This window comes from Microbulbifer sp. ABE4_465, assembly GCF_056160765.1.
Map to the genome: position 1 here is coordinate 232,544 of NZ_JBSWXV010000003.1, position 22,844 is coordinate 255,387.

Annotated in this window: 23 protein-coding genes and 1 other RNA gene; 14 read left to right on the forward strand and 10 right to left on the reverse strand. The window is 58.4% G+C overall.

The genetic code is table 11. The features are described from left to right. Positions 1-130 precede the first annotated feature (130 nt). Both hisG and hisD read left to right on the forward strand, forming a co-directional pair. Complete coding sequence (gene hisG, locus ACXAG1_RS08005; RefSeq protein ID WP_475093707.1) at positions 131-769, forward strand: ATP phosphoribosyltransferase; 639 nt, start codon at positions 131-133, stop codon at positions 767-769. Between the two features lie 5 nt (positions 770-774). Further along, positions 775-2,091, forward strand: a complete 1,317-nt coding sequence (hisD, locus tag ACXAG1_RS08010) for a histidinol dehydrogenase (RefSeq protein ID WP_475093706.1) — start codon at positions 775-777, stop codon at positions 2,089-2,091. Positions 2,092-2,133: 42 nt separating this feature from the next. Here hisD and ACXAG1_RS08015 read toward each other — a convergent pair whose 3' ends face one another. Further along, a complete protein-coding gene (locus ACXAG1_RS08015; protein ID WP_475119445.1) occupies positions 2,134-2,622 on the reverse strand; it encodes a nuclear transport factor 2 family protein in 489 nt (162 codons plus the stop codon). A 44-nt stretch (positions 2,623-2,666) separates the two neighbouring features. Further along, positions 2,667-3,833 carry a S1C family serine protease gene (locus tag ACXAG1_RS08020; protein WP_475093704.1) on the reverse strand — a complete coding sequence of 389 codons (1,167 nt, stop codon included), beginning with the start codon at positions 3,831-3,833 and terminating at the stop codon, positions 2,667-2,669. A gap of 170 nt (positions 3,834-4,003) precedes the next feature. On the opposite strand from ACXAG1_RS08020, the gene sat reads away from it, so the two are divergent. Beyond that, on the forward strand, positions 4,004-5,194 hold the full coding sequence (sat, locus tag ACXAG1_RS08025; RefSeq protein WP_475093703.1) for a sulfate adenylyltransferase: 1,191 nt from the start codon (positions 4,004-4,006) through the stop codon (positions 5,192-5,194). Between the two features lie 115 nt (positions 5,195-5,309). Here sat and ACXAG1_RS08030 read toward each other — a convergent pair whose 3' ends face one another. Further along, on the reverse strand, positions 5,310-5,780 hold the full coding sequence (locus tag ACXAG1_RS08030; protein ID WP_475093702.1) for a Z-ring associated ZapG family protein: 471 nt from the start codon (positions 5,778-5,780) through the stop codon (positions 5,310-5,312). 279 nt (positions 5,781-6,059) lie between these two features. Here ACXAG1_RS08030 and zapE point away from each other — a divergent pair, with 279 nt between their 5' ends. The 3 genes from zapE (at position 6,060) to rpsI (ending at position 8,123) form a co-directional block, all read left to right on the forward strand. Beyond that, a complete protein-coding gene (gene zapE / locus ACXAG1_RS08035) occupies positions 6,060-7,151 on the forward strand; it encodes a cell division protein ZapE (protein ID WP_475119489.1) in 1,092 nt (363 codons plus the stop codon). A 136-nt stretch (positions 7,152-7,287) separates the two neighbouring features. After that, a complete protein-coding gene (rplM, locus tag ACXAG1_RS08040; RefSeq protein ID WP_475093701.1) occupies positions 7,288-7,716 on the forward strand; it encodes a 50S ribosomal protein L13 in 429 nt (142 codons plus the stop codon). A gap of 14 nt (positions 7,717-7,730) precedes the next feature. Further along, the gene (gene rpsI, locus ACXAG1_RS08045) at positions 7,731-8,123 is read left to right on the forward strand and encodes a 30S ribosomal protein S9 (protein ID WP_475119446.1); all 393 of its coding nucleotides are present in this window, start codon (positions 7,731-7,733) and stop codon (positions 8,121-8,123) included. On the opposite strand, the gene ACXAG1_RS08050 is transcribed toward rpsI, so the two are convergent. Further along, entirely contained in the window at positions 8,120-8,308 is a 189-nt protein-coding gene (locus ACXAG1_RS08050) for a hypothetical protein (protein ID WP_475093700.1), read from the reverse strand. The genes rpsI and ACXAG1_RS08050 overlap by 4 nt on opposite strands. Before the next feature lie 326 nt (positions 8,309-8,634). Here ACXAG1_RS08050 and petA point away from each other — a divergent pair, with 326 nt between their 5' ends. The 5 genes from petA to ACXAG1_RS08075 all read left to right on the forward strand — a co-directional run bounded on the left by petA (position 8,635) and on the right by ACXAG1_RS08075 (position 13,430). Further along, entirely contained in the window at positions 8,635-9,234 is a 600-nt protein-coding gene (gene petA / locus ACXAG1_RS08055) for a ubiquinol-cytochrome c reductase iron-sulfur subunit (protein WP_475093699.1), read from the forward strand. Next, positions 9,231-11,432, forward strand: coding sequence for a ubiquinol-cytochrome c reductase (locus tag ACXAG1_RS08060; protein WP_475093698.1), 2,202 nt, complete (start codon positions 9,231-9,233; stop codon positions 11,430-11,432). The genes petA and ACXAG1_RS08060 overlap by 4 nt, the downstream gene beginning before the upstream one ends. Positions 11,433-11,556: 124 nt before the next feature. Then, positions 11,557-12,186: a glutathione S-transferase N-terminal domain-containing protein gene (locus ACXAG1_RS08065; protein WP_475093697.1), complete on the forward strand. Its 630-nt coding sequence runs from the start codon at positions 11,557-11,559 to the stop codon at positions 12,184-12,186. A gap of 23 nt (positions 12,187-12,209) precedes the next feature. Next, the gene (locus ACXAG1_RS08070; protein WP_475093960.1) at positions 12,210-12,602 is read left to right on the forward strand and encodes a ClpXP protease specificity-enhancing factor; all 393 of its coding nucleotides are present in this window, start codon (positions 12,210-12,212) and stop codon (positions 12,600-12,602) included. A gap of 207 nt (positions 12,603-12,809) precedes the next feature. After that, positions 12,810-13,430, forward strand: a complete 621-nt coding sequence (locus tag ACXAG1_RS08075; protein WP_043317409.1) for a Yip1 family protein — start codon at positions 12,810-12,812, stop codon at positions 13,428-13,430. An 86-nt stretch (positions 13,431-13,516) separates the two neighbouring features. On the opposite strand, the gene ACXAG1_RS08080 is transcribed toward ACXAG1_RS08075, so the two are convergent. Together ACXAG1_RS08080 and ACXAG1_RS08085 are read right to left on the reverse strand one after the other, a co-directional pair. Next, positions 13,517-15,550: a M48 family metallopeptidase gene (locus ACXAG1_RS08080; RefSeq protein ID WP_475119447.1), complete on the reverse strand. Its 2,034-nt coding sequence runs from the start codon at positions 15,548-15,550 to the stop codon at positions 13,517-13,519. 19 nt (positions 15,551-15,569) lie between these two features. Continuing rightward, complete coding sequence (locus ACXAG1_RS08085) at positions 15,570-16,166, reverse strand: LemA family protein (protein WP_475093695.1); 597 nt, start codon at positions 16,164-16,166, stop codon at positions 15,570-15,572. A gap of 244 nt (positions 16,167-16,410) precedes the next feature. Here ACXAG1_RS08085 and ACXAG1_RS08090 point away from each other — a divergent pair, with 244 nt between their 5' ends. Beyond that, entirely contained in the window at positions 16,411-17,601 is a 1,191-nt protein-coding gene (locus ACXAG1_RS08090) for an acetyl-CoA C-acyltransferase (protein ID WP_475093694.1), read from the forward strand. A 100-nt stretch (positions 17,602-17,701) separates the two neighbouring features. Here the strand turns inward: ACXAG1_RS08090 and ACXAG1_RS08095 are convergent, their stop codons facing one another. From ACXAG1_RS08095 to ACXAG1_RS08110, 4 genes are all read right to left on the reverse strand, one after another. After that, positions 17,702-18,313, reverse strand: coding sequence for a BON domain-containing protein (locus ACXAG1_RS08095; protein ID WP_475093693.1), 612 nt, complete (start codon positions 18,311-18,313; stop codon positions 17,702-17,704). Positions 18,314-18,316: 3 nt separating this feature from the next. Next, a complete protein-coding gene (locus tag ACXAG1_RS08100; protein ID WP_475093692.1) occupies positions 18,317-18,910 on the reverse strand; it encodes an SIS domain-containing protein in 594 nt (197 codons plus the stop codon). 46 nt (positions 18,911-18,956) lie between these two features. After that, positions 18,957-19,316 (reverse strand): YraN family protein, encoded by a 360-nt coding sequence (locus ACXAG1_RS08105; RefSeq protein ID WP_475093691.1) that lies wholly within the window; start codon positions 19,314-19,316, stop codon positions 18,957-18,959. An 83-nt stretch (positions 19,317-19,399) separates the two neighbouring features. Then, positions 19,400-21,304: a penicillin-binding protein activator gene (locus ACXAG1_RS08110; RefSeq protein ID WP_475119448.1), complete on the reverse strand. Its 1,905-nt coding sequence runs from the start codon at positions 21,302-21,304 to the stop codon at positions 19,400-19,402. A gap of 35 nt (positions 21,305-21,339) precedes the next feature. Here ACXAG1_RS08110 and rsmI point away from each other — a divergent pair, with 35 nt between their 5' ends. Continuing rightward, positions 21,340-22,182 (forward strand): 16S rRNA (cytidine(1402)-2'-O)-methyltransferase, encoded by an 843-nt coding sequence (rsmI, locus tag ACXAG1_RS08115; protein ID WP_475119449.1) that lies wholly within the window; start codon positions 21,340-21,342, stop codon positions 22,180-22,182. Positions 22,183-22,385: 203 nt separating this feature from the next. Continuing rightward, an RNA gene (gene rnpB / locus ACXAG1_RS08120) (RNase P RNA component class A) lies at positions 22,386-22,763 on the forward strand. Positions 22,764-22,844: the final 81 nt, after the last annotated feature.

Genomic DNA, 22,844 nt, shown 5'->3' on the forward strand with positions numbered 1-22,844 from the left:
CTTCTAGCGCTATTCTAGTTATGTATTGGCATGGCTCGACAAGAGTCGATAAGCTCCCCGGGGATTTTGGGGGTATTGCCCATACATTTTGGCCCGCGGAGACCGGGCGAATCACACAATCATAAACGCTATGCAGATCACTATTGCCCTGACCAAGGGACGAATTCTCAAGGAAACCCTGCCGTTACTGGCGGCCGCAGGCCTGGAGCCGGCGGAAGATATCGCCAAGAGCCGCAAGCTGATTTTCCCCACCAACCAGGAAAATGTGCGCCTGCTGATCCTGCGCGGATCGGATGTGCCGACCTATGTGCAGCATGGCGCTGCCGATATGGGCGTGGCCGGCAAGGACAACCTGCTGGAACACGACGACAGCAATCTCTACGAGCCCCTGGATCTGAACATTGCCCGCTGTCGCCTGATGACGGCTGGCATCAAGGGCGCGCCGCTGCCCAGCGGCCGTATCAAGGTGGCGACCAAGTTTGTGCAGTCTGCCAAGCGCTATTACGCTGCCCAGGGTCGCCAGGCCGACATCATCAAACTGTACGGCGCGATGGAGTTGGCGCCACTGATGGATCTGGCGGATGAGATTGTGGATATCGTGGATACCGGCAACACCCTGAAGGCCAATGGCCTTGAAGCGCGGGATCAGATCGCCGATATCAGCAGCCGCCTGATCGTCAACAAGGCGTCCATGAAAATGAAATACGGCCCGATCAATGCTCTGATCCAACAGTTGGCCGAAGCGGTGCATGCACGGAGTGCCGGGTAAATTCCATGAGTGATTTTTCCGTACGTCGGCTGGATGCCGGCAATTCAGAGTTCTCAAGCCAGCTCGACGCGCTGTTGGCGTGGGAGTCCGTCGCGGACACCAAGGTCGAAGCGACGGTGGCGGAAATTCTTCGGGATGTGAAATCCCGTGGTGACGCGGCGGTAATTGAATACACCAATCGCTTTGACCGCCGTCAGTTGCAGCAGACGCAGGGTTTCTGCCTGCAGGCAGAAGATCTGCAGGCGGCGCTGGAGCGAATTCCTGCGGACAAGCGCGCGGCCCTGGAAGCGGCCGCCGAGCGTGTGCGCGCCTATCACGAGCACCAGCTGCAATCTTCCTGGCAGTATCAGGAAGCCGATGGCACCGTGCTGGGCCAGCAGATTACCGCCATGGAGCGCGTGGGTATCTACGTGCCTGGCGGCAAGGCCAGCTATCCCTCCTCGGTTCTGATGAACGCCATTCCCGCGCGGGTTGCCGGCGTGGATGAGGTGCTGATGGTGGTACCGGCGCCGGACAACCAGCTCAGCGATCTGGTGTTGGCGGCAGCCGCTATTGCCGGTGTGGATAAAGTCTTCACCATTGGTGGCGCCCAGGCTGTGGCAGCCCTTGCCTACGGAACCGAGACCATCGCCCGCGTCGACAAGATTGTTGGCCCGGGAAATATCTTCGTGGCTTCCGCCAAGCGCGCGGTGTTCGGTCAGGTGGCGATCGATATGATTGCCGGGCCCTCGGAGATTCTGGTGATCTGCGACGGCAAAACCGATCCGGACTGGATTGCCATGGATCTGCTTTCCCAGGCGGAGCACGACGAACAGGCCCAGTCGATCCTGTTGAGCCCGGATGCAGCGTTTCTCGATGCGGTGGAAGCGTCACTGCAGAAGCTGCTTGCGGACCTGCCCCGGGAAGCCATTGCCAGTCGTTCAATCGCCGACCGCGGTGCCTTGATTCTGGTCAGCGATATTGCCGAAGCGATCGCAGTGTCCAACCAGATTGCCCCGGAGCACCTGGAAGTCTCTGTGGATAACCCGGAGCAGTATCTGCCGCAGATCCGCCACGCCGGTGCCATCTTCCTTGGTCGCTATACCGCGGAAGCGCTGGGTGACTACTGCGCGGGACCGAATCACGTGCTGCCTACCAGCGGTACTGCGCGCTTCTCTTCCCCGCTTGGGGTCTACGATTTCCAGAAGCGCAGCTCGATTATTTTCTGTTCGCCGGAAGGTGCCGATACCCTGGGGCGAGTAGCGGCTACCCTGGCAAAAGGGGAGGGCCTGGATGCCCACGCCCGCTCCGCAGAATACCGGGTGCGGCCAGACGCGGACTGATTCGCGCGGGTTGGCCGGCGCGAACGGATTCGCTTGAATTGATTAAGGGTTGGCGGGCGCTGCGGATGGGATTTTCGTGGCCTGCCAGGCCAGTGCTCGCCATTCGTTATCGCGTTTGACGAAGGTGCCGGTGTTAAAAAATTCCATCTTCTCCGCCGGCTTGTCGCTGTCCGGCGCCGGCTCTGCAATCAGCCGGAAGGCAACGATCGCGGTATCGCCGAGCACGCGGATATCGGTCTCTTCCGCGCGATAGCGCATTGGAGCAGAAGCCTCTTTCGTCTCTTCTTTTTCTTCCGCCTTTTCCATTCCTTCGACAATCGCGGATTTGCCAAAGCGCTGGCCTGACGAGCTGGTGTAGATCAGGTCGTCGGCCCAGAAACGCTGGTGCACGCGAATATCGTCGGCAGCACCAGCGAGAAACTGGTTCAGCAAATTGTTTAGTGTGTCGCGGTCATCGGCAGCAGCGTTGTGGTTGAACAGTGTCACTACCAGCAGCGCTTTCAGGCCCAGAGCTTTGAATATCGTGGTCACGTTTCCCTCCGAACTAGTGGGGCGGTCACTCTGCAATTGAATCGTCACCCTTCACCCTGTGTCTGGTTGCGCTCTGCCTGTGGCCTCTCCGAGACGGTTGCACGTGTGGCGAGCGTTTCACCGTCGCGAATATAGGTAATGGTCACCACTTCACCCGGGCGCAGGGTGGCCATCGCCGCATTGCCGTGTTTGCCGTCATTGATCGGGGTGGCATTGATGTGGGTGATTACATCGCCCGGCTTGAGCCCTGCCTGATGCGCCGGCCCTTCTTTGTAAATGGCGGTGACGATGACGCCATCCGTGGATGCCAGGTTGAATGAGCGTGCCAGCAGGGGGTTCAGGTTCTGTGCCTCAATTCCCAGCCAGCCGGGCACCACCCGGCCAAACTCGATAAGATCCTGCATGACCTTGAGGGCGATGGTGGCGGGAATCGCGAAACTGATGCCACCACTGGTACCGCTCTGATTCAATCCGGTTTGGTTCAATACCGACGTGGTGTTGATACCGAGCAGTCGACCCCGGGAGTCCACCAGCGCGCCGCCGGAGTTGCCGGGATTGATCGCCGCATCGGTCTGCAGGAAGTTTTGCAGGTAGCCACCTACGCCGGTGTTGCCCACGTCCCTGCCGGTAGCACTGATAATGCCCTGAGTTACCGTCTGTCCCACCCCAAACGGGTTGCCAATGGCCAGCACCACGTCGCCGACCTGCGCTCTATCCGGGTCGCCAACTTCAATTGCGGTAAGGCTGGGAAGGTCGATCTTCAGGACCGCCAGGTCAAAGTCTGCGTCTGATCCCACCAGTTGTGCGCGGGCTTCACGGCCGTCCGCCAGTACTACGGCAATTTGCTCTGCGCCGGAAATGACGTGAAAGTTGGTAAGGACGTACCCGGTATCGTCAACGATAACGCCAGAACCCAGGTTCTGCTGCATGCGCTCTCGTTGCAGTGGGGTCATTTTGTTCAGGTAGTAGGGGAACAGGGGGTGGCTGGCCAGCGGGTGGTTACGCAGAGCCCGCTTGCTGAATACGTTTACCACCGCGGGCCCGGCAAGATTGACTGCACTGGCATAGGAGTCTGGGGCGGTGATTACTTGAGGGGTGTCAGTTCCCGCGTTTTCGCGCAGGTGGGGGAACAGGAAAAGTAGCGCTGCCGCCATCGCCAAGCCGATCGCGGCGGGGATGGCCCAGTCTTGCAGAAATCGTTGTAATGACACCAGAGGCTCCTTGGTTTGAGGTCATTATACGTCTTTCGGTTCTTGTGTCCTCACCAGATGATCTAACCCCGGTCACGCCCGATGCTTGGTGTATGGCGGGTTATCCGTATAATGTGGCGCTTAAAATTTTCCTCAGAATCCTCATTAAAAGAACTACCGCAGGAGTGTCTATGTCCCTGGTTCGTCCACACGGCAGTGTCGAGCTGCAACCCCGCTTTGTTTACGACAGTGAGCGCCACCATCAGCTGGCCCACGAAGCGGAATCCCTGCCGTCCATCGTGGTGAGCTCTGCTGCTGCGGCCAACGCTGTAATGCTGGGTGCCGGTTATTTCAACCCGCTGCACGGCTACATGAACCTGGCGGATACCCTGAGTGTTGCGGAAACCCTGCGCACCGTAGACGGTCTGTTCTGGCCGGTCCCGGTTGTGAATATGGTGGAAGACACTTCCGCGATCGCCGGTGCCAAGCGTATTGCCCTGCGCGACCCCAATGTCGAAGGTAATCCGGTACTGGCAGTGATGGACGTCGATGCCATCGAGACCGTTTCCGACGAGCAGGTCAACACTATTGCTGAACACGTATTTGGCACACTGGACGATGCCCACCCGGGTGTGGCCACTTTCAAGGCGGCTGGCCGCCAGTTGATCTCCGGCTCTATCGAAGTACTGAACTTCAGCTATTTTCAGGCGGACTTCCCGGATACTTTCCGCACCGCGGTCGAGATCCGCAACGAGTTTGTGGAGCATGGCTGGAGCAAGGTTGTGGCCTTCCAGACCCGCAACCCCATGCACCGCGCCCACGAAGAGCTGTGCAAAATGGCCCTGGAAGCGGTGGATGCCGACGGTGTACTTATCCACATGCTGCTGGGCAAGCTGAAGCCCGGTGATATTCCCGCCCACGTGCGTGATGCATCCATCCGCAAAATGGTGGAGGAGTATTTCCCCAAGAACACCGTGATGGTGACCGGTTACGGATTCGACATGCTGTACGCCGGCCCGCGCGAAGCGGTGCTGCACGCGGTATTCCGTCAGAATTGTGGCTGTAGCCACCTGATCGTTGGTCGCGACCACGCCGGTGTGGGCGACTACTACGGTGCTTTCGATGCACAGACTATTTTCGACGAGAAGGTTCCGGAAGGTGCGCTGGAGATTCAGATTTTCCGCGCGGATCACACCGCCTACTCCAAGAAACTGAACCGCGTAGTGATGATGCGTGATGTGCCGGATCACACCAAGGATGATTTCATCCTGCTGTCTGGTACCAAGGTGCGCGAGATGCTGGGTAACGGTATTGCACCGCCTCCGGAATTTTCCCGTCCGGAAGTGGCCCAGATCCTGATGGACTACTACCAGAGCCTGTGATCAGGGGATAAGGGCGGGCCGGGTTACATCTCCGGCTTGCCACCGTAAGGCATTTGCCACAAAAAAGGCGGGGTGATAGCCCCGCCTTTTTTGTGCCTGCCCTTGGCAGAGGGAGTCAGCGGTTAACCGCGGTTTCCGACGTTGGTGCGGGGGCAGGGGCTTGCGCTTCTTTTTCCAGTCCAAATTCTTCGGACAGAGTGCCTTTGGCACCGGGCTCCTTGGGTGCCCAGTCGCGGGGAGGCAGTACGCTCAGGTTTTCATCGTTGTCGCTCAGCTGACCGCTTCCGGCTTCCAGCATCTGGCGGCCGATATCCTGGCTGGACAGGCGCATGGCGCTGTTGGCCAGGTATTCGTGTACTTCCCGATAGCTCTGGGTGAGGTTGTTCACCAGTTGCGATGTCTGGTCGAAATGTTCGTTGACCTCTTGTTGGAAGTCTTCAAGTTTACTGTTGGCTTCTTTCAGGCGCAGTTCCAGCTCCTGGGTGCGGTCAACGCCTTGGCGGCTGCGGGTGGCGAGAAAGGCGAGCAGGGCGCCGATGGCCAGGCCAACAATGCCTACCAGAATCAAAACCGAAGTTGAGTGCACGATACATTCTCCTCAAAGTAAAAGTGGCACCAGCCCATCCGTGGTGGTGACCCTATTATACGCAATTCCTCTGTAAACGCTGTGCCCGGCTTGCCGCATGGTTCACTGGTTTTGTGCCAACCCGTTTCGGATTTGGTAAAGTGCGCGCCATTCGGCCGATGGCCAATCCCTCAACGCCTGCCCGGCAGTGTCGCCATGAATTTAATGAACGGTTCCTATTAGATGGTCACGGATCAGAACCAGACTGGCTCAATTTCGGCATCGATGCCTATGTCACCCATGCAGCGCTACGAGCGGGATCTGCAGCGCCCGGATTTTGTGGAAGATCCGGCGCAGCGTGCAGCGGTGGAAGAGTTGCAGGATCTATATGGGCGACTGATTACCGCTCAGGGGCGCGGCGGTTTGTTCGGCGGCTTGCGGCGCCTGTGGAAAAAAGAGGATACCCCGGAGAAAGGATTGTATTTCTGGGGCGGGGTCGGGCGCGGCAAGACCTACCTGATGGATGCCTTTTATGAGGCGCTGCCGTTCGAGCGCAAGCAGCGCACCCACTTTCACCGCTTTATGCGCGAAGTGCACCGCCAGCTGAAAAGTCTGGCGGGGGAGAAGAATCCCCTGGAGAAGGTGGCCGATCGCATCGCCGAGCGCGCCCGGGTTCTCTGCTTTGACGAGTTCTTCGTCTCCGATATCACCGACGCGATGATCCTCGCCAATCTGCTGGAGTCGCTGTTCGCGCGGGGTGTCACCCTGGTGGCCACATCCAACATTGTTCCCGAGGGCCTATATAAGGATGGGCTGCAGCGCGCCCGCTTCCTGCCGGCCATCGATCTCCTGCTGGCCCATACCAAGGTGGTCAATGTGGATAATGGGGTCGACTACCGCCTGCGCGCCCTGGAAATGGCCGAGCTTTACCACCACCCTCTCGATGCGGAGGCCGATGCCAGTCTTGAGCGTTCCTTTAATAGCCTGATGGTGGAGGGGGCAGAGGTGCGTGAGAAGATTGCCCTGGATATCGAGGGGCGGCCGATCGTTGCTACCAGAGTGGCGGACGACGTGGCCTGGTTTGAATTTTCCGAGCTCTGCGACGGCCCCCGGTCCCAGAACGATTACATCGAGCTGGCGCGGGAATTCCACACGGTACTGCTGGCCAATGTGCCGCGTTTTGACGAACGCACCGAGAGCCAGGCCCGCCGCTTTATCAATCTGATTGACGAGTTCTATGACCGCTGCGTCAATCTGGTGATCTCTGCGGAGGAACCGGTGGAGTCCCTGTACGGTGGTCGTCACCTGCGCTTCGAGTTTGAGCGCACCGTCAGCCGCCTGCAGGAGATGCAGTCCCGGGAGTATCTGGCGCGGCAGCACCGGGTGGATTGAGGCCTGAACGGCCGGAACGGGCTGTTCACAAGTTGCTCAATTTTGTGCTTGAAAAGCCCTTGGCGCTTATGTAGTATTCGCGCTCTTTTCGTGGGACGGCCCCCATTTCGGGAGCCATATACAGGTGTTTTATAACATGAAGACTTACAGTGCCAAGCCGGAAGCGGTTACTCGCGACTGGTTCATTGTTGACGCTGCGGACAAGACTCTCGGCCGTATTTCCGCCGAGATCGCTCACCGCCTGCGCGGCAAGCACAAGCCTGAATATACGCCCCACGTGGACACCGGTGATTACATTGTAGTAATCAACGCCGAAAAGGTCCGCGTGACCGGCAATAAGGCCAAAGCGAAGATCTACCACAGCCACTCCGGCTACCCTGGTGGTCTTAAATCCATCAGCTTTGAGAAGCTGATCGACAAGGCGCCTGAGCGCACTATCCAAAGTGCTGTGAAAGGCATGCTCCCGAAAGGCCCTCTGGGTCGCGCCATGTTCAAGAAATTGAAGGTGTACAAGGGTAGCGAACATCCTCATGCGGCCCAGCAGCCGATTGAACTGTCGATCTAAACGGAATCATTCTCATGGCAACAACTCAATACTACGGTACTGGCCGCCGCAAGACCTCTACCGCTCGCGTTTTCATCGCGCAGGGTGAAGGTAAAATCAACGTAAACGGTCGTTCCCTGGACGAATACTTCGGCCGCGAAGTGGCGCGCATGATCGTGCGTCAGCCGCTGGAAATGGTCGACATGGTCGAAAAATTCGATATCAACGTAACTGTGAAGGGCGGCGGTTCCTTCGGTCAGGCGGGTGCTATCCGTCACGGCCTGACCCGCGCTCTGATGCAGTACGACGAGTCTCTGCGTCAGCCGCTGCGTGCAGCTGGTTACGTAACTCGCGACGCTCGTGCAGTTGAGCGTAAGAAAGTCGGTCTGCGCAAAGCGCGTAAGAAGCCGCAATTCTCCAAGCGTTAAGCGAGAATTCTCTTTTTTATGGCCCGGCAAATGCCGGGCTTTTTTTTGCCTGTGGCTTTGATTGTATCGAGCTTGCTCACAGGTGCGCGTTTTGTGACCTGTTTAAAATCCCGCCAGTTCGCGGCGAGATTGCCGACGTTCGCGCCGGCATTCGCCTTGTATAGATTTGGCATTTTCTTTAACATTGCGCGAATTTCTATCCGCTTGCATATGGGGTTTGGCCATTTTGTTCTATGGCTAGGCGGGCGGGCCAGTTGTAGGGGAGTTTCTGTTTAAGTCTCTGATTTCGCGGCAATAGGGTTCTTCTGTTGTTGCGCGGGTGCTCTGTTCTCTCTGGTTTTTGGCCACTGAGGTTGCACCGTTGCTACCGGATTGCGGGTAACCCTGATTTACCGCATTGGGTGGCTCTTGGATTCTTGACAGAGGTTTTCCGGAATTTTGGGTTTGGGCCAGTCAGTCTCGGGCTTACGTTCAGGTAAGTTACGGGGCGCTGTGATGGGAGATCTACGTCATGAGTGATGACGGTGTAAATGTGGGGCGTCGTCGATTCCTGACCGCCGCTACCTCCGTTGTAGGTGGTGCCGGGGCAGTGGGAGTCGCTGTACCTTTTGTCGCCTCCTGGAATCCGAGTGCCAAAGCGAAAGCCGCGGGTGCGCCAGTAAAATACAACATTGGCAAGCTGGAGCCGGGCCAGATGGTCACCGTCGAGTGGCGTGGCAAGCCGGTATATGTGGTTCGCCGCACCCAGGAAGTGCTGGACAACCTCGCCAAGGTGGATCCGTATCTGCGTGATCCCAATTCTGAAGAATCTACTCAGCCCTCCTACGTGAACCCGGAAAACCGTGCGATCAAGCCGCAGGTTCTGGTGCTTGTCGGTCTGTGTACCCACCTCGGCTGCGCGCCCATGTATCGCCCGGAAGTGGGCACCGCCGACCTCGGCGGTGATCAGTGGCAGGGCGGCTTCTTCTGTGCCTGTCACGGTTCCAAATACGATCTGGCCGGCCGCGTTTATACCGGTGTACCCGCGCCGTACAACCTGGAAGTACCTCCCTATTCCTACGAAGGGGATGACGTAATCGTAATCGGCGTGGATCAGGAGGGCAGCGCATGAACTGGCTAACCGCACTGGGGGATTGGGTCGACCAGCGACTGCCGATCTATCGCGCGTGGGATACCCATATGGGTAAATACTACGCGCCCAAGAATTTCAATTTGTGGTACTTCTTTGGTGTGCTCTCCATGCTGGTTCTGGTGAACCAGCTGCTGACCGGTATCTGGCTGGTCATGAGCTACTCACCTACTGCAGACGGCGCTTTCGCCTCTGTGGAATACATCATGCGCGATGTGGATATGGGGTGGATTATCCGCTACCTGCACTCCACCGGTGCCTCTGCCTTCTTCGTGGTGGTCTACCTGCATATGTTCCGCGGACTCATGTACGGCTCCTATAAGCCACCGCGGGAGCTGGTGTGGATCTTCGGCATGTGTATCTACCTGGTGTTGATGGCAGAAGCCTTTATGGGTTACGTACTGCCCTGGGGCCAGATGTCTTACTGGGGTGCACAGGTAATCGTATCCCTGTTCGGAGCTATCCCCGTGGTGGGCGAAGATCTGGTGCAGTGGATTCGCGGTGACTACCTGATTTCCGGTATTACCCTCACGCGGTTCTTCTCCCTGCACGTGATCGCGCTGCCGCTGGTGCTGGTGCTGCTGGTTGTACTGCACATCCTGGCGCTGCACGAAGTGGGTTCCAATAACCCCGACGGCATCGACATCAAAAAGCACAAGGACGAAAACGGTAAGCCCCTGGACGGCGTGGCCTTCCACCCGTACTACACCGTGCACGACCTGGTCGGTATCGCTGTATTCCTGTTCGCCTTCTGCGTGGTGGTGTTCTTCTTCCCTGAAATGGGTGGTTTCTTCCTTGAGTACGCCAACTTTGAAGAAGCGAACCCGCTGAAGACTCCGGAGCACATCGCGCCGGTATGGTACTTCACTCCGTTCTATGCGGTGCTGCGTGCGGTGACCATTGATATCGGCCCGCTGACGGCGAAGTTCCTCGGTCTGGTGGCCATGGGTGCGGCGATTGCGGTTCTCTTCGTGCTGCCCTGGCTGGATAAGAGCCCGGTGCGCTCTATCCGCTACAAGGGCTGGCTGCCGAAAGTGCTGCTGATGGTGTTTGCGGCGATCTTCATCATCCTCGGCTACCTGGGTGTGAAGTCTCCGACTCCGGGGCGTAACTTCCTGGCGCAGGTAGCGACCCTGTTTTACTTCGCGTTCTTTGTGACCATGCCGATCTGGACCAATCCGACTACCCGCAAGGGCCTGGCGTCCTGGATTGTGAGTGGAGCTTTTGCCTTCATGTTTCTGTGGATGGCAGTGGTGAACTTTAAAGCGAGCCTGTTTGTGTTCGTGATGACCATGGTATTTGCGGTGTTCTTCGCAGCACTGCCGTGGCTGACCGATCGCGACGAGGTGCATCCTGAGCCAGAGCGTGTAACCACCCAGTCGGGTAGCAAGTCCTTCATCCTGTTGATGACCGGTATTATCTCGGTGCTGTTACTGACCTTTATTCCGATCAAGGCGGTAGGTGCAGCGAGTTCAGTCGAGCTGGATTACATCAAGACCGATCTGACCGACAAGCCCTCGCTGCAGCGCGGAGCCAAGTACTTCGTGAACTACTGCATGGGTTGTCACAGTGCGAACTTCTCCCGCTGGGAGCGCGTGGCCACGGATCTGGACATTCCCAATGAGCTGATGGTGCAGAACCTGGTACTCGGTGACGACAAAATTGGCGATCTGATGCAGATCTCCATGAAACCGGAAGATTCCAAAGCGTGGTTTGGCGCCACTCCGCCGGATCTGACCCTGGTAGCCCGGGCTCGCTCTCCAGAATGGCTGTACACTTACCTGCGTAGCTTCTACAAAGATGACAGCCGTCCACTGGGTGTAAACAACAAGGTGTTCCCGAACGTGGGTATGCCTCATGTGCTGATGGAGCTGCAAGGTCTGCCGGAATGTGCCCCGGGCCCCAAGCGCGATCACGGTAAAGTGGTGCGCGATGAAATGGGCAATCCGATCATGGATGCCAATTGCGGCAGCCTGGCGGTGGGTAAAGTGAAAGGCTCAATGACTGATGTGGAGTATGATCAGGCAGTCTATGACCTGGTCAATTTCATGGAGTACGTAGCTGAGCCCATGGCGGAAACACGCAAGCGTATTGGCTTCTACGTACTGGCGTTTATCCTGGTGTTCTTTATCTTCGCCTGGTTGCTAAACCGCGAATATTGGAAAGACGTGCACCACTAAGCGCGAGCCAGTCATATTTCCGGGTGGTGGGCCGCCGGTATTCCGGTATCAGCCCGCCGCCCGTTTTCTGTTTTGAATAGTTGGTCCGGAATCGTTCCGGCCAGTAGATTGAGGTAGTTCCATAATGGGTGTGCCGACCAACAAGCGCTCCTCCATGACCTTCTTTTCCGACGGTCGTTGTCACTTCAGCCACCGTGTACGTATCGTACTGGCGGAAAAAGGCGTTTCCGTAGAGATCATCGATGTCGATCCCGATGACAAGCCGGCGGAACTCGCCGACCTCAACCCGTACAACTCCCTGCCTACCCTGGTAGACCGCGATCTGGTGCTGTTCGAAACCAAGGTCATGATGGAGTATCTGGACGAGCGCTTCCCGCACCCGCCGCTGCTGCCTGTGTATCCGGTTGCGCGCGCCCAGAGCCGCCAGATCATGCACCGCATCGAGCGCGACTGGTGTCCGCTGGTAGACAAGATTCTGGCTGGTGGCAAAGACGTCGCTGCAGCGCGCAAAGACCTGCGCGATAGCTTTGTGGGTATCGCCCCCATGTTCACCGACCTGCCGTACTTCTTTAACGAGGAGTTCTCTCTGGTAGATTGCTGCATGGCTCCACTGCTGTGGCGTCTGGACCAGCTGGAAATTGCCCTGCCGAAAACCAAGCAGGCCAAGCCACTGCTGGACTATATGGATCGCCTGTTTGAGCGCGAAGCCTTCCAGCAGAGCCTGACCGAGTACGAACGCGAAATGCGCGCCTGAGGTGCTGATTGAATAAGCCGTCGATGACGTCCAACCGCCCGTATCTGTTGCGGGCGTTTTACGAGTGGATCACTGACAACAAGTGCACTCCCTATCTTCTGGTGGATACCCACTTGAATGGCGTGCTGGTACCGCAGCAGCACGTCAATGAAGATGGTCAGATTGTGCTGAATGTGTCGGAATCCGCGGTGATGGGCCTCACCATGGACAACTATGCAATCCGCTTCAATGCGCGTTTTGGCGGTGTGCCTACCGATATTCAGGTGCCGGTGGGCGCGGTGGTGGGGATTTATGCCCGGGAGAATGGCCAGGGCATGGTGTTTGAGCCGGAAGAGACGCCGGAGCCGCCAGAGCCCACACCGCCAACCACCCTCAAAAAGCCCTCTAAGAAGCCGGCCTTGCGCGTCGTCAAATAGTGCAAACGTCGACGCTGGCCAAAAGCTCTGTGACGAGCTGGCGGCCGGCGCTTCGCTCTTCTCCCCCGCTGTTGTTGCTCTTTTCATTACCTTTTTGGCGCGTTTGATTTGCTGGCGTAAAAATTGACGCCAGAATCCTGTTATTCATTGGTGAATTGACCCGGCCCTTCCGATACTGCAAACAAGCGGTGTACAGGAGGACCCCAAGTGAAATTACTCAGCCATACCATTGGCATATTTACCAATCCGGACAAAGAGTGGCAGTCCATTCGCGCGGACAAGCACTCGTTTCTGCAGGTTTTTCTGAGCCATGTGCCTATCCTGGCGCTGATCCCTTGTATTGCCGGCTATATCGGTGTGACTCAGGTGGGCTTTGAACTCGGCGGGCACGTGTCGAAGTTGACGCCAGCGAGTGCCGGTAGTTTGGCGATAGTGACCTACCTGGCGTTACTGATCGGGATTTATCTGGTCGGGGAGTTTATAAACTGGATGGCGAAGGCCTACGGCGTTGAGGGCGATGAGCCTACCCGTCACTACGAAGGCACGGCGCTTGCTGTATTCGTCACAACACCGGTGCTTTTGTCGGGCATTGTAATGATTTACCCCCACCTTTGGCTGGTGGTGACCGTGATGGGGCTGGCGGCTATTTATTCTGTTTACCTGCTCTATGAGGGTATCCCCATCCTGATGAATATGAGTAAGGAGCGTGCGTTTCTGTATGCGAGTGCGGTTCTGACCATCGGGCTGGTGGGGATGGTCACAATCATGATCTGCTCTGTGATCATCTGGACCATGGGGGTCGGACCGGTCTATCAGCATCACTATTAGTGACAGAATTTCAGAGTGTGTTGCGAAAAAGCCGGCAGTTGTGCCGGCTTTTTTAGTTTTACGAACATTGCGGCCGCGTTTGCGGGTCAGATGGCTGTGCTTGTTGCCCTGGATGTGCCTGTATCCGTTTCCGGTGAGAGTGCACGGTGGCTTTCGGGGATCGGCGGCATTGGGCAATCCAGGCAGTCTGCAATGGCCCGCAGCAGCTCAACTTCACCGCCGCCGATGACACCGTCGTGGGCCAGTGTTGTCGCCAGGGCCTTGAGCACCAGAGGCTTCTGCAGGGGCCTGGTATCACGCGCAATGGCAATGGCCTTATCCAGTCGTTGCAGGGTGATATCCGTGCGTGCGGGAAGCGGTGCGGCCTTCAGGCTGAGAATGCGGGTGCCGGCCTCAAAGGCCCGTTTCGCGGTAAGGTAGTCCTCGCAGTCCGCATGGGCCATTGTGGCTAGTAGAAATTGCTGCGCATCACTGACCGCCGTTGCTTTGCCTGTGCTGGCGCCCTGCTTGCGGTGCTGGTCAGGATTGGGTTCGAGGCCGTGCATCAACACCCGGTACAGGGCCCACTCCCGGATCTCTATCTTGCCGTCGGCGCGCAGCAGCTTGATGACGTTGCGCTTGAACACCTGGAATTGTTGCGGTGCCAGCGCTTTGAGTGCAGGAATACACAGGTCAATGAGCGGCAGGCGATAGGTGACTGGCGTCTCGCTCAGCACCGGGGCGAGTCGTTGAAACTCTCGCAGCACTGCCGGGTGGGCAATTTTTTCAAGCATTGCGATCTGGGCTGCGCGGTGCGCCTGTTTATCGGCGCGCTCGGTATCTGCCATCAGCAGTCCATACACCAGCGCTCGCGCTGAAAATGGGTCGTGCGCCGCGGCCTTTAGCGGTGGAGGAATGTTCGCCAGCAATGACCTGGCAAGAGCGTGCTGCTGGTAAGAAGGGGTGGCGATATTGTTGTCGACGACCTCGACCACCTGGTCCAGGCGCGTTTTGTATGCTGTGCCCGCGGCATTGCCCGTGCCGGTTCCAGGGTGCATATGCGAAACCGGCGCTGATCCTGTATCCGTCGCGGCCCCTGAACGTATTTCGCTGCCTTCGACGAGACTGTTGCCTTGGCCTGGCCACAGAGGGTCCAGGCGTTGAATCCGAGCGTGCAGTGGCGGGTGGGTGGCGAAAAGGCCGAGAAAGCTACTCTTCAGGCCACTGGCAAAATACATATGACTGAACTCGCTGGCATTTGCAGCCTGTAGTCGGGAGCCGCTGTCGTGCCCGGCGATTTTCTTCAGCGCGTCGGCAATACCCTGATGACTGCGGGTAAATTGTACTGCTGATGCATCAGCCAGGAATTCCCGCTGGCGACTCACTGCCGATTTGATCAGATTGCCAAAAAACGTTCCGATGTAGCCGATGGCTGCGAGTCCCGCGCCAATACCGAAGAAAACCGCGCGTCCGCGGCTGCGTCCGCTGCCTCCCCAGTAGCTGCCGCGTACTAACCAGCTGCCCAGCAGGCCGATAATCAGGATGCCATATAGCAATCCGATGATGCGAATATTGAGGCGCATATCCCCGTTGAATATATGGCTGAATTCATGGGCTACCACGCCCTGAAGTTCGTCGCGGCTCAGCTGTTCGATGCAGCCGCGCGTCAGTCCTATCACTGCATCGCCGGGCGCATATCCTGCGGCGAAGGCGTTGATCGCTTCGTCTTCCAGGATATACACGTCGGGCACCGGCGTACCGGACGCCAGCGCCATCTCCTCCACCACGTTGAGTGCGCGCTGCTCCGCAAGGTTGTGCGGTGAAGTATTGATCTTGCGCCCGCCAAGGGATTCGGCGACCGCGCGCCCACCATCGGCCAGTTGCCGCAGCCGGAACAGGCTCGCGAGGCCGATAATCGCGACGATGGTGATGGCGATGCCGGCAATGGTGTCCCAGCCCAGCCTGCCGAGCATTGATGTCAGCGAGAACCCTGTACCGGCGGTACTCAGGTCGGAGTAGCTGGTGATAAACGCTACAAACAGTGTGGTAATCGCAACCAGCCCGAACACGGCTGCCACAAACAGGGCGATCAGCAGTGCGCTGTTGCGTCGGGCGCGATCCTGATACTCGAAAAAATTCATTGGTGGTGCGCGCCTCTGACTAGAACTCTACCCGGGGCGCAGCCTGGAAAGCTTCGGAATCCGCAAACTCCAGCAGCTTGCCGTTCTCGCGGTGACCAAAAAAGCCCGCGAAGAATACCGGGGGGAAGCTCTGGCGGAAGACGTTGTATGTAGTGACGCCGTCGTTGAACGCCTGGCGGGCAAAGGAGACTTTATTTTCCGTGCTGGTGAGCTCTTCCATCACCTGCTGAATCGTCTGGTTGGCTTTGAGGTCCGGGTAGGCTTCCATGACGACGTTGAGCCGGCCAAGGGCGTTGCTCAGCAGGCCCTCTGCACTGCCCAGATCCGCCATAGCAGACGCACTGCCGGGGTTATTGGCGGCTGCCTTCAGCCCCGCGACGGCGGAGTTGCGTGCAGAAATGACGGCTTCAAGGGTCTCGCGTTCGTGCTTCAGGTATCCCCGGGCGGATTCCACAAGGTTTGGAATCAGGTCGTAGCGGCGTTTTAGCTGGACTTCGATCTGAGCGAAAGCATTCTCGTAGCGGTGTTTCAGTGAAACCAGTTTGTTGTAGATGCCGATAACGTAAAACACCAGGGCGGCGATGATCACCAGCCAGACAATGGTCGATATTTCCATAGAGTCCAGGGTCCAGATTGTTGTGAGGAGACCGGTGGGGACCACGATTGACGGATCCGCCAGTGCGATTGATCTGTATCGGTTTATTCCACCATTGCGCCTGATACTACCATGAGCAATACAACGAAAGGTGGATGGTCATCTCATCGGGTGTCTGGGTTATAATTCGCCACCAAATCAGGACTTGGCGCAATACTGGTCAGCCATTTGCGGCGGTTTCCGTAAAATATGGAGTGAAAATAGCATGAGCGAGCAAACAAAAGACCCTGTGGTCATCGTAGGTATTTCCCGTACGCCAATGGGGGCAATGCAGGGGGCTTTGTCCGGCCTCAGCGCCCCGGAGCTTGGCGCGGTGGCGATTCGTGGTGCCCTCGCTGATGCCGGCGTGGATGCAGCGGATGTGGACGAAGTGTTGATGGGATGTGTATTGCCCGCGGGCCTGGGGCAGGCGCCTGCTCGCCAGGCGTCTTTGGGGGCGGGTATTCCGGAGGGTACCCCGACCACCACAGTCAATAAGGTCTGTGGCTCGGGGATGAAAACCGTAATGATGGCCCGCGATGCGCTGCTTTCCGGCGATGCCAAAGTGGTTGTGGCTGGTGGTATGGAGAGCATGAGTAATGCGCCCTACCTGTTGCCGAAAGCCCGTGGCGGTATGCGTCTCGGGCACGGTGAGGTGCTGGACCATATGTTTACCGATGGTCTGGAAAATGCCTATGACGGCCAGTTGATGGGTAACTTCGCCGAGTGCACCGCGGACAAGTACAGCTTCTCCCGGGAAGAGCAGGATGCCTTTGCTATCGAGTCACTGGCGCGTGCCAATGCTGCGATTGAGTCAGGCGCCTTTCGGCGCGAAATTTCTCCGGTCACCGTGAGCACCCGCAAAGGTGATCACGAGGTCTCCGTGGATGAAGGCCCGGGCAATGCGCGCCCGGACAAGATCCCCCAGCTGCGTGCGGCCTTCCGCAAAGATGGTACTGTCACCGCGGCCAACGCCAGCTCCATTTCTGACGGTGCTGCAGCTCTGGTGTTGATGCGCGAGAGCGAGGCGAAAGCCCGTGGAGTAAAAGTGCTGGCAATACTGCGTGGCCAGAGCCAGTTTGCTCACGCGCCAGAATGGTTCACCACTGCACCGGTCTCGGCTATGGCAAACCTGCTGGATAAAACTGGCTGGAGTGCGGCAGATGTAGACCTTTATGAGATTAACGAAGCATTTGCCGTGGTCACCATGGCTGCGATGAAAGAGCTGGACCTGTCTCGCGACAAGGTCAATGTGAACGGTGGTGCCTGCGCGCTGGGGCACCCGCTCGGCGCCAGTGGTGCGAGGGTAATTGTTACCCTGCTGGCGGCACTGGAGAATCGCGACCTGAAGAAGGGGGTGGCGAGCCTGTGTATCGGTGGTGGTGAAGCAACGGCGATTGCGATCGAGCGCCCGTAACGGGTTCGCTTGTTAGAAACAAAAAACGGAGGCAATGCCTCCGTTTTTTGTTTTCGGTACTTTCTTTTCTCTGCTTCGGGCTTTTCTCTGCTTGGGAAAGTCAGTCGATATATTCCACCGCTTTCACCACTTTCTGTACGCCACCGACGGTACGGGTTTTCTCCGCTGCGTTCTCGGCTTCCTGTCGGGTTAGCAGGCCCATCAGATAGACAACACCGTTTTCCGTAACCACCTTGATGCGCCCGCTGTCGATTTCTTTATCGGTAAGCAGGACACTTTTAACCTTGGTGGTCAGCCAGGTATCGCTGGTGCGAGCCAGTACGGAGGTTGTGCCGCGCACCTGAATCTCGTTGTACACCTGGCGCACCGAGTGTACCTGTTGCGCGGTTCGCCCAGCGAGGTCGCGCAAGTCGTTACTGGATACCTGACCTGTCAACAGCACTACACCATTAAAACTGGTGACGTCGATATTGGATTCTTTTAACTCCGGGTGCGCCTTGCGCAGATTTACCCGGGTGATGGTTTCCAGCTGCTGGTCATCAATATAGGTGCCGAAGCTGCGCTCGCCCGGATCGGGCTGAATAGGACCGTCGTGGGTGGCGTCCAGCACAGTGGCGCAGCCACTCACAAGGGCCAGCAGGCCGCCGGCGAGGGCCAGCTTCAGCGAGGTGGAACGTTTTCTAGAAAGATTTTTATGGGTGCTCGGTTGCATGGATTACTCCTCGAATCCGCCAAACAGGCTACTGTCGATCAGGTCGCACAGGCAGAACAGTATCAGTAAATGTACCTGGTGCACTTCCGGTGCTACCGGAGAGGGAACACGCAGTTCTATGTCGTGCACGTCGAGCAGGGCAGTACAGTCGCCATCACCTTCGCCGCCGGTCAGGGCAAGCACGCCCATATCGCGATCGTGGGCGGCGCGAATGGCCTGGACCAGGTTCGAATCCTGTCCATCGGTGCTGATGATGACCAGCAGATCACCGGGTTGCCCCAGGGCGCGAATTTGCCGCGCGTAAGACTCGGCACGGCCGTGATTGCGCGCGACAGTACCGGTGGTTACCGCATCGCCGTTCAATGCAATGGCCGGTAGCCCCGGGCGTTCGCGCTCGAAACCGCCCATCAACTGTGCTGAAAAACTTTGTGCCAGCGCGCCACTCAATCCATTGCCACAGATCAGGAGTTTGTTTTCCGCCAGCAGGGTGTGCACGATCATTTCGCTGGCTTCGGCAATGTAAGGTGCCAAAAGTTCACCCGCATTCATGGTTGCTTCAATGCTGTGGTGAAACAGCGTTACCACTCTCTGTTCCATGTACTCTGTGTTTTCCTATGGGTGAACGTAGCCGTAAAGGGGTGAACTATTGCCCGAAGGCGTTTTGTATCCAATCTAAATTCAATGGTTCGCCGCGCTGTCCCTGCTCGATGGTGATGACATCAAAGCGACAGGGGCAGTCCAGTCCGCGCATCTGCAGGTAACCGTTGGCGGTGAGCAACAGTTTCCGCTGCTTGCGCTGGTCAACGGACATTCCGGCACCGCCAAACAGGCGGTTGCGGCGGTAGCGCACTTCCACAAACACCAGCGTGTTTCTGTCGCGGGCGATCAGGTCGATCTCGCCAAAGCGGCCGCTAAAATTCCGTTCCACAATACGCAGTCCGGCCGCAATCAAATGCCGCTCGGCCTCCGCTTCCATCTGGCTGCCAATACTGGTGGTATCCATACACTTTTTCCATGCTTTCCGGGTCCGAGGAAAGCGCTAACCAAAAAGACGCGCTCGGTTGACGAGCGCGTTACGATTTTCGATCAATCGTTGCGCGCGCTGCTGTCGGAAATTGCAGGCGGTGCTTCGGCGGTGGTGATGGGCACCGGTGCTCCCTTGTCGATTTTCGCCCAGATCTGCTCGCGCACGATGCGGCCGTCAGAGGTCAGGCTCAATGCCCCGGTGAGCCCGTAAACCTGTTGCTCCGGGAACTGGCGCAGAATCGGCAAGCGCGGGTAGAGGCGGAACGCATCGGCACCCAGCGCATAGAGCCGCGCAAAGGCCGGCGCTGGAGCTGCCTGCTTCACAATATTCTGTTTGGTCTGGTTGTCGTCTTCAAACAGCCACGGCAGGGCGGTAAAGCGCACACCGTTGATATCCCGGTCGCGCTGGCGGTCCACATTGCCGGCAAAAATCTGCGAGGTGGAGTACACCGGCAGTTCGCCCGCGTAGAAGAACGACAGCATGGGTTTGATCTGGCGCGCTTGCTGCGGCTGTGCCAGCACAAACAGCATGTCTACATCGCCGCGACGGCGCGGGGTGAACTTGAGCGGGGCCGCCAGTTTGCTGCGCAGTGCGCGCTCGCGCTCTTTGCTCTCCGGGATCAGCAGTGCGTCGCTCACCAGTTGTGAGAAGTTGCTGTTGTCCTTGTAATTGCGGCTGACGCTGACACTTCCGCCGAGGCGGTTCCACTCCTCGGTAAATGCCTGCAGGCCGCGCTGGCCCCAGCCGGATTCCGGTGCCAGGATCATCGCCTGACGGTGGCCCTGGCGGTACGCCTGCTGCGCCACCTGGCGGGCTTCGTCTTCAATGGCGAGGCCAAACTGCACCAGATCGTCGGTCAGGCGGCCTTCGTCGCCGTAGTTGAGGGCCAGCGTGGGAACCGGGAGTTTCTCGGTCGCCAGCAGGTTGGCCACCTTGCTTTTGTCCAGCGGGCCCACAATTGCCTGGGCGCCGTTGTTGATGGCGGTCTGGTAAATCTCTTCAAACGGCTGCTGGGTGCCGGTGTCGTACACCTGTACCTGCGGGGTGGGCGCGCCGGCATCCAGCGCGCTGTAGTAGGCCGCCATAAAGCCGTCGCGAATGGCGTGCCCCGCGGAGCCCAGAGGGCCGGACAGCGGCAGCAGCAGGGCGACATTCTGTGCCGGCTGGGATGCCAGTTGTTCCAGCAGCTGCAGCGCCTGGGGTGGGTGCTGTACCGCCGTGTGTGCCGGCCACTGCTGGCGCCAGCGGCTGAGCGCGGTCAGCTGGGTGCTGATATCTGCCTGGGTATCGCGCCCCAAAAGCGCCAGCTGATACCAGGCGCGCATTTCTGGTGACAGGCTCTCTTCAGCACGCAGGCGCAGCTCTTTGGAGGGGAGCTGCGTCAACAGTTGCCAAAGGCCGTCGTTGTTGGTGTAGGCCGACTGTTCATCCAGTGGCAGGCCCGCAATCCGCTGGCGTTCCTTGATTCCGCTGTCGATATCCCCCATCAGGCTCCACAGATCTGCGCGCAGATTGCGCAGGGGCAGGGCGGTGGTTGCCGGAATCTGGAACCAGGACTGCTCCAGGCGCGGTGCGCTGACCAGATCGAGCGCGGTGAAAAACTCGTCGTCGGCAGCCAGGGCGCTGCCGTAGACCTGCGCGTATTGCGCGTACTCGGAATCGGTCAGCTGCTCCGGGTCGATACTGCTCGCAGCCTGTCTGACCGTCGCGTTATCGCCCAATCCGTATAGAATGGCGGCCGCCTGCAATTGCGCCTGGTCCTTTTGCGGTGACGGCAATTGGCGCGCCTCGCTCATCAGGCGCATGGCGCTCTGGCGGTTGGCAGTGACCCCGTCCCCCGGGGTGGCAGGGATCTGCGCGCCAGGCTGGGTGCTCGGGGTCTGGCAGCCGGCCAGCGCCAGCGCCAGGGTGCCTGCGGCCAGGCTATTTAAAATGAAGGGAATGCGCCGGGAAAGGGCGGACATATTCTTCTCCCACAAAACTTATTCTGGAGTGAACTATGGGGCTTGATACAGCGGTGCTTTATATCGTCGCGACGCCCATTGGCAATTTGGCGGATATGGTACCGCGAGCCGTTGAAGTTCTACAATCCGCGGATCTCGTGGCGGCGGAAGACACCCGTCACAGTCAGAGACTTTTTTCCCACTTTTCCATCGATACGCCGCTGGTTGCCTACCATGACTACTCGGACGACGTCCGTACCGGAAAGATCCTCGAGCGACTCGCCCAGGGGCAGACCGTAGCGCTGATATCCGACGCCGGCACCCCGTTGATCTCCGACCCGGGCTATCGCCTGGTGCGCGAGGCCCGCGAGCAGGGCTTCCCGGTGGTACCCATTCCCGGCCCTTGCGCCTTCGTCGCCGCCCTGTCCGCGGCGGGGTTGCCCTGTGACCGCTTTACCTTCGAGGGTTTCCTGCCGGCCAAGTCCCTGGCCCGGGAAAAGGTGCTTTCTGCACTGTCGGGCGAAACTCGCACCATGGTGTTCTACGAAGCCCCACACCGGGTGCTGGAGACCCTGGAGGCGATGGCTGGGAGCTTCGGCGGGCAGCGCGAAGCGGTGATTGCACGGGAGCTGACCAAGGCATTCGAGACGATTCAGTTGTTGCCGCTCGCTGAACTGGTGGAGTGGGTGAGGGCGGATAGCAATCAGCAGCGCGGTGAGATAGTGCTGCTGGTGCGCGGTGCAGAGGAGGCGAAGGTCTCGGAATTGGATAGTGAGTCCGAGCGAGTAATGAAGCTGCTGCTGGCGGAGTTGCCGCCCAAGCGGGCAGCAGCCGTGGCGGCGGAGATCACCGGGGTGAACAAAAAGGTGCTGTATAACTGGTCGTTGTCGCAGAAGTAACAGTGTCAGATGAGCAGGTGACGATGCCGGGTATAGCTTTGTGAGACCTTCTGCGACAGGGATGTCGCGGAAGAGCCCCCAGGGAAGGGTTCACGGCGTGTCTCACAAAGCTATACCCGGTAGCGCCACCGCCAGGGAACTTTAAATAGGTACTGAGAGGATTTGGCTTGCATCCGGGGTCAGTGCTCATTAACCTTCGCGCCCGAGTCAGCCAGACAATCGCTGTTTTACTGCTTTCGGGCGGTAAGATGGAGGAAAGTCCGGGCTCCATAGGGTGGGACGCCAGGTAACGCCTGGGGGGCGCGAGCCTACGGAAAGTGCAGCAGAGAGTAGACCGCCGATGGCTTCCTCGGAAGCACAGGTAAGGGTGAAAGGGTGCGGTAAGAGCGCACCGCGCGACTGGCAACAGTTCGTGGCACGGTAAACCCCGTTCGGAGCAAGACCAAATAGGCCCCCTATAGCGAAAGCTAAAAGGTGTGACCCGCACTGGGGGCGGGTAGGTCGCTTGAGGTGTCTGGTGACAGGCATCCCAGATGAATGATTGTCCGCGACAGAACCCGGCTTATCGGCTGACTCGACTTATTCTTACGTAATAGTGGCGCGTTTGTGCTGCTGGTTCAATCGGGTGGCGGTGTTGGTGCTTGAAGGGTCCGGTGGCGGTG

What these genes read in the sequence shown, in the direction of transcription:
- hisG (WP_475093707.1), top strand. Translation starts at nt 131, where the DNA reads ATGCAGATCACTATTGCCCTGACCAAGGGACGAATTCTCAAGGAAACC.
- hisD (WP_475093706.1), top strand. Translation starts at nt 775, where the DNA reads ATGAGTGATTTTTCCGTACGTCGGCTGGATGCCGGCAATTCAGAGTTC.
- sat (WP_475093703.1), top strand. Translation starts at nt 4,004, where the DNA reads ATGTCCCTGGTTCGTCCACACGGCAGTGTCGAGCTGCAACCCCGCTTT.
- zapE (WP_475119489.1), top strand. Translation starts at nt 6,060, where the DNA reads ATGCAGCGCTACGAGCGGGATCTGCAGCGCCCGGATTTTGTGGAAGAT.
- rplM (WP_475093701.1), top strand. Translation starts at nt 7,288, where the DNA reads ATGAAGACTTACAGTGCCAAGCCGGAAGCGGTTACTCGCGACTGGTTC.
- rpsI (WP_475119446.1), top strand. Translation starts at nt 7,731, where the DNA reads ATGGCAACAACTCAATACTACGGTACTGGCCGCCGCAAGACCTCTACC.
- ACXAG1_RS08050 (WP_475093700.1), bottom strand. Translation starts at nt 8,308, where the DNA reads ATGTTAAAGAAAATGCCAAATCTATACAAGGCGAATGCCGGCGCGAAC.
- petA (WP_475093699.1), top strand. Translation starts at nt 8,635, where the DNA reads ATGAGTGATGACGGTGTAAATGTGGGGCGTCGTCGATTCCTGACCGCC.
- ACXAG1_RS08060 (WP_475093698.1), top strand. Translation starts at nt 9,231, where the DNA reads ATGAACTGGCTAACCGCACTGGGGGATTGGGTCGACCAGCGACTGCCG.
- ACXAG1_RS08065 (WP_475093697.1), top strand. Translation starts at nt 11,557, where the DNA reads ATGGGTGTGCCGACCAACAAGCGCTCCTCCATGACCTTCTTTTCCGAC.
- ACXAG1_RS08070 (WP_475093960.1), top strand. Translation starts at nt 12,210, where the DNA reads ATGACGTCCAACCGCCCGTATCTGTTGCGGGCGTTTTACGAGTGGATC.
- ACXAG1_RS08080 (WP_475119447.1), bottom strand. Translation starts at nt 15,550, where the DNA reads ATGAATTTTTTCGAGTATCAGGATCGCGCCCGACGCAACAGCGCACTG.
- ACXAG1_RS08085 (WP_475093695.1), bottom strand. Translation starts at nt 16,166, where the DNA reads ATGGAAATATCGACCATTGTCTGGCTGGTGATCATCGCCGCCCTGGTG.
- ACXAG1_RS08090 (WP_475093694.1), top strand. Translation starts at nt 16,411, where the DNA reads ATGAGCGAGCAAACAAAAGACCCTGTGGTCATCGTAGGTATTTCCCGT.
- ACXAG1_RS08095 (WP_475093693.1), bottom strand. Translation starts at nt 18,313, where the DNA reads ATGCAACCGAGCACCCATAAAAATCTTTCTAGAAAACGTTCCACCTCG.
- ACXAG1_RS08100 (WP_475093692.1), bottom strand. Translation starts at nt 18,910, where the DNA reads ATGGAACAGAGAGTGGTAACGCTGTTTCACCACAGCATTGAAGCAACC.
- ACXAG1_RS08105 (WP_475093691.1), bottom strand. Translation starts at nt 19,316, where the DNA reads ATGGATACCACCAGTATTGGCAGCCAGATGGAAGCGGAGGCCGAGCGG.
- ACXAG1_RS08110 (WP_475119448.1), bottom strand. Translation starts at nt 21,304, where the DNA reads ATGTCCGCCCTTTCCCGGCGCATTCCCTTCATTTTAAATAGCCTGGCC.
- rsmI (WP_475119449.1), top strand. Translation starts at nt 21,340, where the DNA reads ATGGGGCTTGATACAGCGGTGCTTTATATCGTCGCGACGCCCATTGGC.